Origin of the sequence: Acinetobacter sp. CE-15 (genome assembly GCF_051059255.1) — a bacterium.
GTDB classification, from domain to species: domain Bacteria; phylum Pseudomonadota; class Gammaproteobacteria; order Pseudomonadales; family Moraxellaceae; genus Acinetobacter; species Acinetobacter guillouiae.
In genome coordinates this window covers 3032878-3049131 of the sequence record NZ_CP192737.1, presented here as the reverse complement: position 1 = coordinate 3049131, position 16254 = coordinate 3032878, and the positions used below count along the sequence as shown (strand labels likewise).

General features: G+C 32.1%; 12 protein-coding genes. 10 read left to right on the top strand and 2 right to left on the bottom strand.

Annotated elements, in window-relative coordinates; genetic code table 11:
• Positions 1-459 precede the first annotated feature (459 nt).
• Entirely contained in the window at positions 460-1761 is a 1302-nt protein-coding gene (locus ACQ7EO_RS14075; protein ID WP_056515364.1) for a dicarboxylate/amino acid:cation symporter, read from the top strand.
• A gap of 154 nt (positions 1762-1915) precedes the next feature.
• Here ACQ7EO_RS14075 and ACQ7EO_RS14070 read toward each other — a convergent pair whose 3' ends face one another.
• Positions 1916-2803 (bottom strand): LysR substrate-binding domain-containing protein, encoded by an 888-nt coding sequence (locus ACQ7EO_RS14070; RefSeq protein WP_056515367.1) that lies wholly within the window; start codon positions 2801-2803, stop codon positions 1916-1918.
• 560 nt (positions 2804-3363) lie between these two features.
• Here ACQ7EO_RS14070 and ACQ7EO_RS14065 point away from each other — a divergent pair.
• The 4 genes from ACQ7EO_RS14065 to ACQ7EO_RS14050 all read left to right on the top strand — a co-directional run bounded on the left by ACQ7EO_RS14065 (position 3364) and on the right by ACQ7EO_RS14050 (position 7728).
• Positions 3364-4260, top strand: coding sequence for a LysR substrate-binding domain-containing protein (locus tag ACQ7EO_RS14065; RefSeq protein ID WP_166783546.1), 897 nt, complete (start codon positions 3364-3366; stop codon positions 4258-4260).
• A 513-nt stretch (positions 4261-4773) separates the two neighbouring features.
• Positions 4774-5472: an aspartate/glutamate racemase family protein gene (locus tag ACQ7EO_RS14060; protein WP_434277739.1), complete on the top strand. Its 699-nt coding sequence runs from the start codon at positions 4774-4776 to the stop codon at positions 5470-5472.
• A 241-nt stretch (positions 5473-5713) separates the two neighbouring features.
• Positions 5714-6571 (top strand): DUF4344 domain-containing metallopeptidase, encoded by an 858-nt coding sequence (locus ACQ7EO_RS14055; RefSeq protein WP_434277738.1) that lies wholly within the window; start codon positions 5714-5716, stop codon positions 6569-6571.
• A 257-nt stretch (positions 6572-6828) separates the two neighbouring features.
• Complete coding sequence (locus ACQ7EO_RS14050) at positions 6829-7728, top strand: alpha/beta hydrolase family esterase (RefSeq protein ID WP_434277737.1); 900 nt, start codon at positions 6829-6831, stop codon at positions 7726-7728.
• 282 nt (positions 7729-8010) lie between these two features.
• Here the strand turns inward: ACQ7EO_RS14050 and gigD are convergent, their stop codons facing one another.
• Positions 8011-8463, bottom strand: coding sequence for an Lrp/AsnC family transcriptional regulator GigD (gene gigD, locus ACQ7EO_RS14045; RefSeq protein WP_434277736.1), 453 nt, complete (start codon positions 8461-8463; stop codon positions 8011-8013).
• Between the two features lie 143 nt (positions 8464-8606).
• On the opposite strand from gigD, the gene kynU reads away from it, so the two are divergent.
• The 5 genes from kynU (at position 8607) to ACQ7EO_RS14020 (ending at position 16230) form a co-directional block, all read left to right on the top strand.
• Entirely contained in the window at positions 8607-9860 is a 1254-nt protein-coding gene (kynU, locus tag ACQ7EO_RS14040) for a kynureninase (RefSeq protein ID WP_434277735.1), read from the top strand.
• 46 nt (positions 9861-9906) lie between these two features.
• Positions 9907-11274 carry an amino acid permease gene (locus tag ACQ7EO_RS14035; RefSeq protein ID WP_434277734.1) on the top strand — a complete coding sequence of 456 codons (1368 nt, stop codon included), beginning with the start codon at positions 9907-9909 and terminating at the stop codon, positions 11272-11274.
• Between the two features lie 470 nt (positions 11275-11744).
• A complete protein-coding gene (locus ACQ7EO_RS14030) occupies positions 11745-13016 on the top strand; it encodes an MBL fold metallo-hydrolase (RefSeq protein WP_434277733.1) in 1272 nt (423 codons plus the stop codon).
• Between the two features lie 453 nt (positions 13017-13469).
• Positions 13470-14624, top strand: coding sequence for a porin (locus ACQ7EO_RS14025; RefSeq protein ID WP_434277731.1), 1155 nt, complete (start codon positions 13470-13472; stop codon positions 14622-14624).
• Positions 14625-15243: 619 nt separating this feature from the next.
• Complete coding sequence (locus tag ACQ7EO_RS14020) at positions 15244-16230, top strand: AraC family transcriptional regulator (protein ID WP_434277729.1); 987 nt, start codon at positions 15244-15246, stop codon at positions 16228-16230.
• The last annotated feature ends 24 nt before the right edge of the window (positions 16231-16254 follow it).

The following is a 16254-nucleotide window of genomic DNA, read 5'->3' as shown; positions in this document are numbered from 1 at the left end:
AAGAGAAATTAAAGCTCTTTTAAAGCACATCAAGGTAGCAGGGTTTAATCAAAAACTAATAGAGCAAATATTAAAGTAAGTACTAAGGTAGACGAAATTTGTAATTCAAGCTTATAATTTTAAATTTTATCTAATATTATGATTTAAAATAATAAAATGAAATGAGATTGCTCCAATACATCATTTGTATTCGATTTTTAACAAATAGATGAATTAAAAAATAACTGTTTTGGTAATGATAAGGTGTGGTTAAAAATATGCATTATTTGCATACAAGATTTAATTTTTGCATTGTCGTTTTATAAAAAAAAAAGCAACACTTGCGACAGCGGATTGTTGAGCCAATTTTTTTAACGAAAAAGTAAAGCCATCGCTATGTAACCAAAATGGATAATCATCAAAGTCTGTATGTAAGATCAAAATTTTGATGTAAATAATATTAAAGAAGGAATTTGTTTTATGAATCAAAAAAAATTACTCAAATATATTTTGATTGCAATGATATCAGGAGTATTGGTGGGTTGGGTATGCCATAGTAATTTAAATACCATACAAGCAACTGAAATTTCTTCATACTTCAAGATTGTCACTGATGTCTTTTTAAGATTAATTAAAATGATTATTGCGCCTTTAGTATTTGCAACAATTGTTTCTGGCTTGGTATCAATGGGAAAGTCATCTTCTTTAGGATCAATTACCTTAAAAGCTATGAGTTGGTTTATTGGGGCATCTTTACTTTCACTTTTACTCGGTATGAGTCTAGCAAATTTTTTCCAACCTGGTGCTGGAATGAACCTGACTATTCCGAAGCAAGCTATCGATGTTGGTGTTAGTGCATCAGGTTTAAGTCTACAAACTTTTATTACTCATATTTTTCCACGCAGTTTTGCTGAAGCAATGGCGAATAATGAGATTTTGCAAATTCTAGTTTTTTCAATTTTCTTTGGTTCCGCATTAGCCTATGTTCAGCACGAAAATGAAGCTACTGTAATTGGCCGGATTATTGATGAGCTTTGTCGAGTCATGTTCCGCATTACAGATTATGTTATGGCTTTTGCACCTGTTGCGGTTTTTGCGGCAATTGCTTCTGCCATTACAGTTCAAGGACCTAGGTTAATTCTTGATTATAGTATTTTTATTGGAGAATTCTATATCGGATTACTGATTCTTTGGATGATCCTCATTTCATTCGGCTACATCTTCTTGAAAAAAGATGTATTTAGATTGATGCGAGTGGTTCGCGAGCCTACCATATTGGCATTTGCTACAGCCAGTAGTGAGTCAGCATACCCAAAAACGATGGAGGCTTTAGACAAATTTGGGATTCCTAAACGAATTACCAGCTTTGTGCTTCCATTAGGTTATTCATTTAATCTTGATGGGTCTATGATGTATATGGCATTTGCTGTTTTGTTTATTGCACAAGCTTATAATATTGATTTGAGCTGGACTCAGCAGGCTTTAATTCTAGTTACGTTAATGATAACCAGTAAGGGAATTGCTGGTGTTTCTCGTGCATCTATTGTCGTTATCGCTTCAACTCTAGCCATGTTCAAATTGCCTGAAGCTGGTATTTTATTAATTTTAGCAATCGATCAATTTCTAGATATGGGACGTACTGCAACTAATGTCATTGGCAATAGTATTGCAACTGCTGTAATTGCTCGTACAGAAGGCGATAAATATGAGCATGCTGAACAAGAGAATGAAGTGATTGACTCAAATGCTACCCCAGTAAATCGATTAGCAGATAATTGCTAATCTGTTTTATGTAGCATATAAATAACCTACTAAAAAAGAGTATCAACAGTGATTTTAAATAGTAAGCTTGATGTTGTATTTGTCACTTAATTTAATGATCACTATGTTGATGCGGATTTTTAAGATCATAATTAAAATACCATATGCTAATTTTTTATTTTTTTGGTGCAGTTATTGATCTCCATATCTGATTAATACTATTTGAAATAATAATTTTGTGTCTGATAATGTAGACATCTTGAGATGTATTATAGTTTTTGTTATCTATTATTTTTAATTTGTTTTCGGAGATCTCTTTTTCAATTAATAATTTTGGTAGCCATGCTATACCCAAACCTTGTATAACTAATTCTTTTAAATCACTGGCATTATCTGTTTCATATAGAGTTCGATAATTTAGATTTTTTTCAATCACCTCATCAACGCAGTTTCTTAAATATGCTTGTTTACTATATGCCAATAGGGGGAAAGGCTGATCAATTGAATATTTAGGAATACCATTATCAAGTGCAGTAACAGGGAGTATTTCCATTTTCACAATTTTATGAAAGACAAAAAGAGAAAGATCAAGTTGCTGTAATGTTTTTTGATCGCAATAGCAAATTAATAAATCACAAGAGCCATCTTTGAGTAAACCCAGCCCTTGTTTGAAGTTGGATGCAATAATTTCTAATTTTAAATCTTCTAAATTTATTAATGAATCATTGATAAATCGTGGGAAAAATTGGGTTGTTAAGGAGTGTGATACAGCAAACCTTATATTTAATTCATTATTTTTAATATTTTTTTCAAGATAGTTGATTGTTGCATTAAGTTGGTTTTGGATATTTTTTGAGGAAGCCAATAAAATTTGTCCCGCTTCGGTAAAATCAATATTTTTACTATATCTTTTTAGAATTTGGAATCCAAATGCATTTTCAATGTTCTGAATTCTCCGTGTAAATGCAGATTGTGTGACATGTCGTACCTCTGCTGCTTGAGAAATTGATTTTTCTTGCTCTAGAGCAAGTAAGTCTTCAATCCATCGAATTTCTAATGTCATAACTAATACTTAATGCAGACTTTTATAAATTATAATATATTATGTGGAAAATTAATGTATTAATATTTTTAAAAAATAAAAAAATAATTTTAATATCAGTTTTCTATTGCTAGGGATTTTTTTTTTTTGATAATTATTAACCAATTTTTAGAATATACGCTATTATAAATATTGCTTAATTTAAAATGAATGGCTTTTTTAAGTATATTTTTTAGAATCTTAGCTATAAATAATTAGGTTATAGTCAAAAAATAAGCATTTTTGCTGAGCTTGTTAATTTTCTTTACGATCTAATAAAATCTAATAATTTTGATAAAGAAGGATTAGCAGAAATAATATTAACTATTGGAAAATTAAATATAGGAAATTATAGATATTTAAGCCATTTAGTGACAATCTTAAGTAAAGAGTTTTCTATATTCATTTTTGATTAAATCATGAGATGATAACTTTGTAGAACCAGTCTTGGCAGTAGCTCAAAATAAATGAGTTATGTCATATTTTTGTGGACTTTTCATTGCTAAAGTATAAATTTAGTTATAAATGGGTAGTAAGTTTTTATGATACAAAACATAGAGTTAAGGTGGTTGTATGATCTTATTGTTTTAGAAAAGTATCGAAACTTTACAGTTGCTGCAGATATAAGAAATATTTCGCAATCCTCTTTAAGTAGACGTATTCAGACTTTAGAGAACTCTTTGGGATTTGAGGTTTTTGACAGGGATACATCTCCTCTAAAATTGACAGAAAAGGGCAAGCTATTTCTTTTACATGTAAGAAGTTTATTAGATGATTTTGAATACAACATCGATAAAATTAAAGGTACTAATGATATAAGAAGTAGAGTAACTATAGCTTCAGCACATTCATTAGCAGGATATATTTTTCCTAAAATTTTGGGGAATTTAAAAAATTATCAAGAAAAAATCTTTTATGTTGAGTCAATCAATGTAAATGAGACAGTTGATCATCTAAGAAATGGGAAATGTGATTTTATCGCTTCTTTTTATGATGATGAGCTTATGAACACTCAATTTTTATGTCATAAACTTTTCTCAGCAAAATTATATTTAGTTACGGCCCCAAATCATTTAGGGTGTCCTAAGTTTTCCCTTGAAGATGGTTCGCTTCCTTTAATGAATTATACCGATGATAGTTATATGGGAAAGAAAGTAAATAAATTTCTTCAAGAACATCAATCTCATTCTTTTAGTACTACGTTTGTATCATCAATGAGTATCTTACTTAAAGATATGATTAAAGGGGGATATGGTGTGGGCTGGTTGCCAGATTACAGTATCCAAGATGAACTTAAAAATAATGAACTCATGGTTATTCCTCTAAAAAACTCTGTGTTATCTGTTGATATATATTTATATAGAAGTAGTTCTAGATTGAATGCCGCATCAGAAGGATTATGGAGTTTTGTTAAAGCTATAGATTGGGAAATTACATAGATGGAAATAAATCCCTAGCACTTTAGTTTTTTAAATAATTGTACTTTTAAGTTTGTAGCTCTGATCTAATAATAATGTTTATATCAGTCTATTGTACACACCAATAACTCAAAAAAGTGAAGATATTCATACAGTCAAAATCATTAAAATAAAATCATATAGATTTATAATCATTTAATATGCTTATACAAAAATAATATTATTGTTTAGCCTATTTTTTAGTTAATCATAATGATTAAACTAAAAGGTATTTTAAATATCAACATCATTCCCCAAAGAGTGCATTAAAATGATGCAAAACTTATGCATTTTTTAATATAGCTATGCAAATTACGCATCATTATATAATGCCTAGATTTAATTAATATAATTAAATCAATAATTTAATATTAAAATTTAAAAAATACAAATAGAATGCTTATGCATTTTTTGGATTTTACATCTATTTTTTGCAAACTGATAGATTTTTTTCTTGCAATGCTAAGTTCATATAGTAATTGCTCGGAAATGGATATGAATAAACCAATTGGAATTTTAGGTGGAATGGGGCCACAGGCGACAGTTGATGCCATGAATAAAATTATTAAAAATACTAGAGCAAACTGTGATCAAGAACATATTCCGGTCATAACTGTATGTATTCCAGACATACCTGATAGAACAAAATCCATTTTGAATAAAAATGATAAACCATTAGAAAAGATGGTTGAATATTTGCGAATTTTAGAAAATGCCAATGTTGGATGTATAATCATTCCATGTAATACTGCCCACTTTTGGTTTGATCGGTTGCAAGAATCTACTCATACAAAAATGATTAGTATTGTTGAATCAGCTATTCAATATATTAAAAATAGTAATATTCATGAAGTCTGTATTTTAGCGACTACGGCTACAATTAGTACTCAACTTTATCAAAAGGAATTTGTTAATAATAAAATTAACTTCACTATTCCTTCTTCTGTTTTTCAGAATCTAATAATGGAAAGCATTTATAAGTATAAAGCTGGAGAATATGCAAAAGCTAAAGAAATAATGAACAGCATTATTAAAAATTATACATTAAAAGATGATAAAAAGTTCCTTCTTGCATGTACAGAAATTCCTCTAATTTTAGAAGATTGGATTAAAATACACCCGGATTTATTCATAGATGCAACTGATTTATTAATTAAAAATGCAATTAATTGGTATCAGTATAAGCATTGCTAAAATATTTGAAATAATTGCATAGAGGATTTTTTAACTAAAATAAAATCTGTAATGGATTTTGAATTTTTAGTTTTTAAATTGAAAGAAAAGATATCGATGAAATTTTTTGATGATTAAGAGGGTATTTATTATTTTTATTGAAATGATTTTTTTAAATGTGAGAATTTAATAATCTATTTTTTATTTGAATTTTATCTTTGATTAATATTCAAATACTTTTAATTAAAAAGGAAATCTATATATGAAAGATGATGTTTTAAAATACTCCAAAATTTTAAGATTATTTTCTGTTACATTCATAACGCTGTTAGGCCTGACGGCTTGTAATGATAGTTCAGACAGTAAATCTACAAATACTCAACAACAGGCATCAAGTAAGGTACCTACTTTACAAGGAAAATTTATCCCAATTTATGAACCTGCTCTAAATGCAGACAATAGAATTGAGGAAGGTCTTTGGCGTAGTCGGAAATTATTAGAAGGCTATACTGAAGAAATGAATGATTTTGTTAATATTCCCTCTGATATCAAAGTTATTGCAAAAGAGTGTAATGAAGCGAATGCATTTTATGACAGTGATAAGAAAACAATTGAACTATGTTACGAATTGGGTGCAGAAGAAAGGAAAATGTTCACTGAAGCTGGCGATTCAGGTGTCATATTAGAAAATGAGTTATATCAAAGTGCTGTGGGAACTTTATTCCATGAAACTGGACACGCCCTTATTGCAGAGCTCGATTTAAAAATTACGGGTAGAGAAGAAGATGTAGCAGATCAGTTGGCAGCATATATTTTAACTTATGACGATCAAGATAAAGAGTACCTTCTTACAGTTTCAGATACCTATGGTCTTGCTGCAAGAAGAGCGACTTCATTGGATGATTTACTTTTTTATGATTCACATTCTTTAGATGCACAACGTGCTGTAAATTTTCTTTGTTACGTTTACGGTTCTGATCCGAAGAGCTTCCAGAGTCTTATAAATGATGAGTTGCTTCATAAGGAACGTGCTGAAGACTGTGAACATGAATATCAACAAATAGTTGATGCTTGGGATTCTTTACTTGCTCCTTATTTTAAAAAGAAAAAGAATGCTTAGTTATCTTCGAGTTAGTCGTGGTACCAGATTTTTCTTTTTAGGAAGACATATTAACAGGAAAGTTATTGAATTTATGATCGTTTAAAAAGGATTGTAATATTTTTAGCTTTAAGAAGCTTGTTGTGCAATTTTATATTTAAATGATTTTCAAGATTGGGTTGTTTCATGTTGCTATATTATTAATATATTTTAAATATATTAATTTTAATCTAGATATGGCTCTTAAATTATATGATGTTTAAAATTAGGTGAATGATATGGGAAAAAAACGTATTTTAAAAATTTTATTTAAGATAAATATATTATTTTTCTTATTTACTAATATGGTTTTTGCGGCTATGCCCCCAAGTGGGCAACTGAATAATAGCTTTTCTGAAGCTGCTGGAGGAAATAGAAGTTATTTCGTTACTTTACCTAAAAATTATACTCCATTGAAAAAATATAAGTTGGTATTGGTTTTTGCGGGAACAGATACTACAGGTAAAGAAATGAAGGATTGGTTTGGACAGGGATGGAGTTCTTCGGCTCATGGATTGGAAAAAAATATGCCTGATACTATTTTTATTTATCCTGATCAAAAATGGCGTTGGGGAGTCGATAAAGGTTGGGCCTTAGGGCCAAACGGTGGGGATTTTTCTGGAAATCATGATATCAAATTTACTGAGGAATTACTTTCTTTAGTTAAGCGTAACTATTCAATTGATTCAACAAGAATATTTGTTACTGGGCATTCTTGGGGAGGCGATATGGCTGCTGTAGTTGGATGTTCGCTAGGAGATCAGTTTAAAGCAATTGCACCAGTTGCAGCCAATAGTCCATATTGGTTTTATGATGATAATAATAATGCTGTTAAGTGCAAAGGTAATCCTGCAGTTTGGACTGTATTTGGCTTGGCAGATGATTTTTTTGGCAGTAAGAGTCCAAATGGATTGTTTGGAAAAGAGCAGAATACATTTTGGTTAGATAATCATAAATGTAAAACCTCTTCGACTAAAAAACTATCAAACGAAACAACTGAATACACCCAATGTCAGGTCGCACCTGTAAGATTGACTCTTTATCAACTTGGTCAGTATTCTGGAGGTGGAAGTTTAAAAGGACATTACCCACCAGATTATTTCTTAAAAGACGTTTCAAGATGGTTTGCTAGTTTTTAAAAGTAAGAGTAATTTCTTTAATTTAGGAAAAATAATTTTTTAATGTGCTTTTATATGGAAAATTTAATTAGACTTCATTAATGAAGTCTAATTAAATTAGATATATTTAGTCAATTCAAACTACAGTTGGAATATATCCAGATGTCAAAATAATGATTAGCTCAAGATATAGCCAAAAGTAAGAAAAAAAAACGGAAAAATATTTATCAGAAGGCTTCCTAAATTTTTATTAGAATATTGTTAATACTTTTATTGTAAGTTGATAATAAAATTAAGTGAATTTTAAATCAAACTCTTTTGCACCAGTTTTTTCAAAACGATCTTCGAGTTTATATTCATAATGCCTTTAATCTTATTGAGCTTATTGATGATAAATTGAGAAAAAGAATCTAGGTCTTTTGTTGCTACCCACAAAACATAGTTAGATTCGCCAGTAATAATATAAACGTTGATTACTTCATCAAAATCCCTAATTTGAGTCATAAAGGTGTGATGATCTTCATCTGTAAGATGAGCCAACTTGATTTCTACCATTGCCTCTATTTTGATACCCAATTTCGCATAATTTATTTTCGCTTGGTATTTTTCAATAATTCCATTTGATTCCAAAATCTTTACTCTACGATGACAAGCAGAAGCAGATAAGTGCACAAGATCAGCCAGATCTTGATTGCTTAAGCGTGCATCTTCTTGCAACAGTTTTAGAATTTTAAGATCAATAACATCTAAATCCATGATGGGATATCCTTCAAATATAATCCATTTAATTAGAATTATATATCAAAATATAAGAAAATGACTAGATACTATCGAATAAATCATATTTTCATCATGATAATATTTAACTAAATAAAGGGCGATTTTCAAAAGGAGAAAACATGATTACACGTGAACAATGTCAAGTTTGGGATAAGGAAGACCCGCTAGCACAATTTAAAAACGAATTTTCACTTCCAACAAATGTTATTTATCTTGATGGTAATTCATTAGGTGCTCGACCCGCCAAATCATTAGATTTAGCACAACAGGTTATTTCTCAGGAATGGGGCAATGACCTGATTAATAGCTGGAACACCGCAGATTGGTGGGGATTATCTACCCGTCTGGGAGATAAAGTTGCTGAATTAATTGGTGTAAATGCTGGTGAAACAGTTATTTCCGATTCAACGACATTAAACCTTTTTAAGGTCTTATCTTCAGCTGTGAAAATTCAAGCAGAAAAGGATGTTTCACGTAAAGTAATTATTGCTGAAAAAGATGCCTTTCCAACGGATATTTATATCATTGAAGGATTTTTGGATCTTATTCATCAAGGCTATCGTTTGGAATTAATTGAAAACGAAAATGACTTAGATGTACTCTTAAATCAAAACGATGTTGCTGTGGTGGTGCTTTCACATGTGAATTATCGTACTGGCTATTTGTATGACATGAACGACATTAATCAAAAGATTCATGCTCAAGGTGCTTTGATTATTTGGGACCTTTGTCATTCTGTTGGTGCTGTTCCGATTGAATTAAATCAGACAGATAGTGATTTTGCGATTGGATGTACTTATAAATATTTAAATGGTGGCCCTGGCTCTCCAGCTTTACTTTGGGTTAATCCGAAACATCACAATAGGTTTTGGCAACCCTTATCTGGATGGTGGGGGCACAACAAACCTTTTGATATGGCTCAAAACTATGAACCAGCCGTAGGTATTCGTCGTTATTTATGTGGCACTCAAAGTATTATTTCAATGAGTCTCATTGAGTGTGGTTTAGATATTTTCCTCAATACCAGTATGGATAAAATTCGAACAAAATCTTTAAAGCTGACAGATTTATTTATGGCTTTAGTCGAGCAAGAATGCGCTGACTTTGGGTTCGAAATGATTACCCCAGTTGCGCATAAACATCGCGGTAGTCATGTGAGTTATAAACATCAATTTGGTTATGAGATTATCCAAGCATTAATTAAGCGCGGGGTAATAGGTGATTATCGAGAACCTGAAGTATTACGTTTTGGAATCACCCCTCTATATCTCGGTTTTGTTGATATTTGGGATGCTGTACAGCACCTAAAGCAAGTCATGATATTAGGTGAATGGGAGAACAGCGAATATCAAGTTCGCGGGCAAGTCACTTAATCTAAGTTGCTTTATAAACAAAAATACATTTACCCAGGAGGGGTTTATGAATAATTTTGATGAAATTCAAACTAGGGAATCGGGCCTACATAAAAAATTGACTGCAAAGCAAATGAGTATGATTGCCATTGGTGGTGCGATTGGTACTGGCTTATTTATGGGGAGTAAGTTTGCGATTAGTTATGCAGGTCCTGCAGTTATTGTCAGTTACGCTATTGGTGGATTAATCGCTTTTGCACTGATGGCATGTCTTGCAGAAATGACGGTTCAGCACCCGACCTCAGGATCTTTTGGAGCTTATGCAGAACATTATATTAGTCCATTAGCTGGGTTCTTAGTGCGTTATAGTTATTGGGCTTGTATGGTTCTTGCGGTTGGTACTGAAATTACCGCTGTCGCTGATTATATGAAAATGTGGTTTCCAGATGTTCATGCTTGGTTCTGGATCGTGTTTTTCTCAGGGACTTTGCTCGCGGTTAATGCTTATAGTGTCAAAGCCTTTGGATTGGTTGAATATTGGTTCTCTACCATTAAGATTTTTGCCATTATTGTATTTATATTACTCGCAATTGGAATTCTCACGCAAAATACTGAGCAAAGCCATATCACGGCTCATTTAACTGGTCATGGGGGATTTTTCCCAAATGGTTTTAGTGGGGTCTGGATTGGTGTCATTATTTCTATTTTTAGTTATCTCAGTATTGAAATGATTGCTGTGGCAGCAGGTGAAGCTGCTGATCCAGAAAAAGCGGTAAAATATGCATTTAAGAGTACGGCTGTACGGTTGATTCTATTCTATTTACTGTCACTATTTTTAATTGTGACACTAGTACCATGGACTGAATTGATTGGAAAAGATGCAACCAGTCCGTTTGTCACAGTCATGAGACTGGTCGGTATCCCATATGCGGACAGTATTTTAAACGCTATTGTTGTTGTGGCCGCACTTTCAGCGATGAACAGTATGCTCTACATTTCAACCCGTATGCTTTTTAGTTTATCACGTGCAGGAGATGCTCCAAAAATCTTTGGAAAAATCCGCAGCAATGGTGTGCCCATAAATGCATTAATGCTCTCTGCAATAGGGATTGGAGTTGCGAGTGTAGTTTATAGCATTAATCCAGAGTCAGCATTTCCTATCATGATTGCACTTTCCATGTTTGGTGCATTATTTACATGGGGAAGTATTTTTGTAACACATATATTTTTCCGAAAACATCTTGCAAGCCATCAAATAGTACTGAAATTTAAAATTCCAGCGAGTCGGCTTATCTCATTATTAGGTTTGATCAGTATATTTAGCATTACGATTACCACTTGGTTTACTGACGAGTTTAAATCAACATTGCAGTTTGGTATTTCATTTTTAATGGTTCTATTAATAATTTATTGGTTTAAAAAGAAAATTTCTTGAACGAATGGAATAATAATAAAACAATTCGCTGTCTATTAAAGCGTGGAATGGATGATAAGCAATAGCCTTATAACAATGCAAGATAGCATGTTAAACATCAAGCAAATTATTGAGGTCTAATGACATTAAGTTTTTATATAGCTGAGTAGCATAATGTTAGCTAGACCCAGTGAATAGGATGGAGTTTATAAAATAGAATATAATGAGTAATTTTTCATTATTATTTAAATTTTATTCAAAATATCGTTGTAATTAACCTAAAAATTAGAAAGATTGTTCAAAAATGATTGTTAAAATTATGATGAGTAAAATGTAAAACCTTAAGTGAAGGATTCTCTTACTGGCTGAGATTAATAGAAAACTAACGCTATTAACTCAATAGTTTTGCTTTGAAAATACCGTAATCGATGAAATTACAGAAAATGATGTGCTGTGATTTTTAAAGACTGTTTTATATAAAGGGAATTAATATGAAAAATTTAAAAAAATATTTGTGTGTTGCTATTTCCACTTGTTTTATTGGCCAGTTGAGTTTTGCCGCAGATGAACAAGCGTTTAATCGTACTGATACACAATCAAAGAGTTTAAAGAGTGCGACACCAAGTTACTTGCAGCGTCAAGCTAAACGAGTTAGAGCGACTCCACCGCCACGCACAGGAATGTACCTTGTTATGTTGGGGACTAGAGCAGGACCTTTCCCAAGTCTAAGGGCTGCGACATCAACAGCGCTGGTTGTAGATGGTCAAGTCTATGTTATTGATGCAGGATCAGGTTTGGTACAACGCTTTTATGAAAGTGGTCTGAATTTTGGCGATGTGCGTGGAATTTTTATTACACACTTGCACTCTGATCATGTGGATGATCTGTATCCATTTGTGAATGTTAACTTCCCTAATTGGAAATATGGCAAACAAGAAATTGCATTGGTTGGACCAGATCGTGCTGACTCGAATGGTAAATTAGGTGATGATGCTGGATTTGGTCATTTACCAAATACTAAATTAATCCATGCTGAAGACCCAACGCCAGGCATTAAAGAATTAATGCAGCTGCATTTTGCTGCAAATGCTTATGACATGAATAATGCAATTCACACAGTACGTCGTGCAGATGATCATCCACGAGATTTGACCGGAACAAATGGTCAAGGGATGTTAAACATTATGGCATTACCTGCACCTAAAAATGCCAGTCCTAGCAATATGTCACCTGTGATGAACCCGATACAGGTCTATCAAGATGATTATGTAAAAGTGACAGCAGCATTGGCTCAGCATCCACTGGTATATCCAGCTTGGTCTTATCGCTTTGATACTAAATATGGATCGGTCACATTTAGTGGTGATACTGCTCCAAATGAAAATTTACTTCGTTTGGGTAAAAATACCGACATTTTGATTAATGAAGTGATGGATGTAAATGCAGCTGTAGCAGTGTTTGCAGGTACACCTTTAGAAAAAACCATGACGACACAGATTTTAGATGGTCATACAGCGATTATTTCAGGAACAGATCCTCGTAATCATAAAGCAACCTTAGGTGTAGGTGCCTTTGCTACGAAAATGGGGGCTAAGGGATTGGTATTGAATCATATTTGGCCCGATAATGAAAAAATTAATAGTGAATATTTACAAACAACAGCTGGGCGTGAGTTTAAAGGTCCTGTCCATGCGAGTGAGGATCTTGATGTAATTAATATTGCTGAATTTATTCAGAATCAAGGGAATATTCATAAAAAATAGTTTGATGACGATATGCAATCTAAAACCGAATTGGTTATCCATTTCGGTTTTTTTGAAAAGAATAAACCAAGAGGAATTTGGTTCTTAATAACACATAAAATCGATGAGATGATCCTAAAGTCGTATTAATATATTTTTCTAAAATTTCTAATAAATGTGATATTGGGTTTTAATAATCCGCATATTAATAGGGGATTGTCGAATAAATTATTAAAAACACTCTAGTAGTATAAGTAATTCTAAAATATTGATGCTTTGAATATTTTGCCGTAAATGTGATTGTAATATTATGTTTGTTGAAGTTCTGATTTGAATGAATAAAAATTTCAGAAAATTTTAATCATAATTTTTATATTACATTAAAATACACGGATAATATTTAATTGTTATAAATTTCATCATGGTTAGAAAGGATAGTCTAACGATTTAAATCTGAATAACAAGGATGTAGAAATGTTAAAAAATACATTAAAAATTGCTTGTTTCACATGGGTAATACTAAATGCAACAACAGTATTTGCTGAAGTTGAGCTGATTCATCAAGATCAAATTTTTTCTGATCAAGATAGTTTGACAGTTAAAACACATGGGAGCATGCGCTTACAAGCTTTAAACTTTGATCAATATAATGCGAATAATCAAAGTCAAAAATATCGTAGAAATGGTTATAGTGCTGCGAGCCGTATGTATTTAGATCTTGATTATAAATTGAATGAAAATACACATTTAATTGTAGGGTATCAAAATTATTTCAATTTGCCAAAAATCTTAGACTGGGATGGTCATTATGCTAAGAATGATGAAGAGTTCACAACGATTCAAGCCTATGTGGGTATGGAAAATTCTCAATATGGCACATTAAAGTTTGGCAAAATGTATAGCATTTACCATGATGTCGTTGGAGTGAAAACAGATCTTTGGGATTACGATATGTTGGGCCAAGTTTCTACGTGGAGTCCTTTTTCATTTTTTGATGGAACCTTAGTTTCAAGTAAAACATTACGTTATGAAAAGAAAAATCAATATGTTGATTTTTATGCAGCGTACTTATTTGGAGATGAAACATCACTGAACAACTTCCACTATAAATTGAAATCAGGTGAAGAGATCGCAACGGATGTTCATTTGAGCAAAAATTTAAATTGGGGAACTTCTTATAAACATAATCAAGTCAGTTTATCTGATTCACAAGATAATAATGATCTATCCCAACATATAATCGCTACAGCTTTATATTATTTTGATGGTCAGTGGATGTGGGGAGTGGGAGCAGGATGGTATAAGAATTTAGTGCCGAATAATCTTGCGCGCAATCAGCCAGCGCCTTATGGCGTAGAACATTATTTGGATACTGAAGCCTATGGTATTGAATACTATGCAGGATATAAGTTTAAAGTACAAAATTATGGCATTCAATCGATACAGCCTTATGTTATGGGAGATCACATTAAATATATTCAAGGTGAAGATTTTTCAAGGCGTGATTTCGGAGTAGGCATGGCTTTGCGCTTTAATTATGGTATTGGTTTTGACTATGAACGATTATATACCAGTGATAGTAAAGCAACGCCTGATCTGCATTTATTTAGGCTTCGTTATCAATGGTAATTATCAGCTATTTTGTTACATAAGTTCTTTTAAAAGCATAAATCAACATATAAACCATTATCCTCGCCTTCTTCAACGTGGAGAAGGCACTTTGAATAGCAGTATGATTTTCTTAATATACTTATTTTTTGATTTATTCAATAGAGGTCGAATTATTTTAAATAATTTTGAGTATTAGATGTAAGCTTTAATAAATAATGATAAGTATTGCAGGTTATATTGAGTATCGCTACAAGTTAAGGTGAATTAGAGTCAATAGCCTCATAATTTTTTATTATGTTGAGGATGGCTTAAATATGCAGTATAAATGATGGGAGTGTTGGTTTTTTAGATATTTTAATATATGCATATGTTTTTAATCACGAGCTAAAGAAAATAATGTTTTTTACGTTGTAGTCAGATTTTAAAATGCTGGAGATTTTTTGCAAGGGGACTTATTTTAGTAATAATTTCATACTCAAATTGTATATAAGTTCTCAATTAAATTTGTTATAAAGAAAGATACAAAATTGATTTTCTACATTGTTTATGGATAAACACAGTTTAATATTTTAAGTGAAGGAATTGGCACGTAATTTGCCCCTTAACAAGTATTGAGCGTTAGCTAGGTGAAAAGAATATGTTATCACTAAGCCAAGAGATGGATCTAAATCACTATTCCCGTCAGGCAGAATTTGCACACAGTTTAATGTCCTCAATATGTGGGGAGCATCATTTAGATACATGCGGTCGAAATGTCTTAGATTTCCATTATGAAGGGATTCGATTACCCCACAAGCGTATGGCGATCGGTAAGATCAGCTATGGTGCAAATGTACTCATTAACACGTCTAATTTAAGGGCATATAGTATTAGCTTGCCGATTCAAGGTAAGCAGACTTTAGCAATCAATGGCACCAATTACATTTCCAGTGCTGATAAAGGGCTAATTTTATCTAATGCAGATTTGCAGGATTTAGCGATTGATAAAGATTGTAAAAAATATCAAGTGGTTATTCCTGAAAAAAGTATGCAGAAGGTGTTAGGCGAATTACTACGTCAGTCTGTTGATGAACCCGTGGTTTTTAATCCTGAAATGAGTTTGAAGATTGATCAGGGTATCGGGATGTGGTGGCAAAATATTGATCATTTTTTGTTGCTGCGATCTCAATACAAAAGTATGCAGGGCTTACAACTTTGGTCAGAGGATTATGAAAATTTCCTGATTAAAGCTTTATTACTCTCGCAAGAAAATAATTATTCAAGCTTGTTAAGATCCTTATCTGATCAACAAGTGCCAGAATATTTACGTAAGGTATGCGACTATATTCAGAAGTATGCCCATGAAGAGATTCGTGCAGAAGATTTGCTAAGATTAGCTGGCGTATCAAAGTCTAAATTATATGCTGAATTTCAACAGTATTATGGAACAAGTCCTTTGACTTTTTTACGTAGATATCGTTTACAACAAGTTTATAAGACCTTAAGTACCTCTATGGATAAAAATATTTCCATTTCAAAATTAGCTTTTGATTGGGGATTTAATCACTTGGGTCGTTTTTCGCATGAATATCGTGAAGAATTTGGAGAGAATCCAAGTGAAACCAAGAATCGAGTAAAAATATAATCTATTAATTCATTCGCGCTTTTA

Excerpts from the sequence above, each read along its gene's own strand:
- kynU (WP_434277735.1), top strand. The coding sequence starts at position 8,607 with ATGATTACACGTGAACAATGTCAAGTTTGGGATAAGGAAGACCCGCTA.
- ACQ7EO_RS14065 (WP_166783546.1), top strand. The coding sequence starts at position 3,364 with ATGATACAAAACATAGAGTTAAGGTGGTTGTATGATCTTATTGTTTTA.
- gigD (WP_434277736.1), bottom strand. The coding sequence starts at position 8,463 with ATGGATTTAGATGTTATTGATCTTAAAATTCTAAAACTGTTGCAAGAA.
- ACQ7EO_RS14075 (WP_056515364.1), top strand. The coding sequence starts at position 460 with ATGAATCAAAAAAAATTACTCAAATATATTTTGATTGCAATGATATCA.
- ACQ7EO_RS14070 (WP_056515367.1), bottom strand. The coding sequence starts at position 2,803 with ATGACATTAGAAATTCGATGGATTGAAGACTTACTTGCTCTAGAGCAA.
- ACQ7EO_RS14035 (WP_434277734.1), top strand. The coding sequence starts at position 9,907 with ATGAATAATTTTGATGAAATTCAAACTAGGGAATCGGGCCTACATAAA.
- ACQ7EO_RS14060 (WP_434277739.1), top strand. The coding sequence starts at position 4,774 with ATGAATAAACCAATTGGAATTTTAGGTGGAATGGGGCCACAGGCGACA.
- ACQ7EO_RS14020 (WP_434277729.1), top strand. The coding sequence starts at position 15,244 with ATGTTATCACTAAGCCAAGAGATGGATCTAAATCACTATTCCCGTCAG.
- ACQ7EO_RS14055 (WP_434277738.1), top strand. The coding sequence starts at position 5,714 with ATGAAAGATGATGTTTTAAAATACTCCAAAATTTTAAGATTATTTTCT.
- ACQ7EO_RS14030 (WP_434277733.1), top strand. The coding sequence starts at position 11,745 with ATGAAAAATTTAAAAAAATATTTGTGTGTTGCTATTTCCACTTGTTTT.
- ACQ7EO_RS14050 (WP_434277737.1), top strand. The coding sequence starts at position 6,829 with ATGGGAAAAAAACGTATTTTAAAAATTTTATTTAAGATAAATATATTA.
- ACQ7EO_RS14025 (WP_434277731.1), top strand. The coding sequence starts at position 13,470 with ATGTTAAAAAATACATTAAAAATTGCTTGTTTCACATGGGTAATACTA.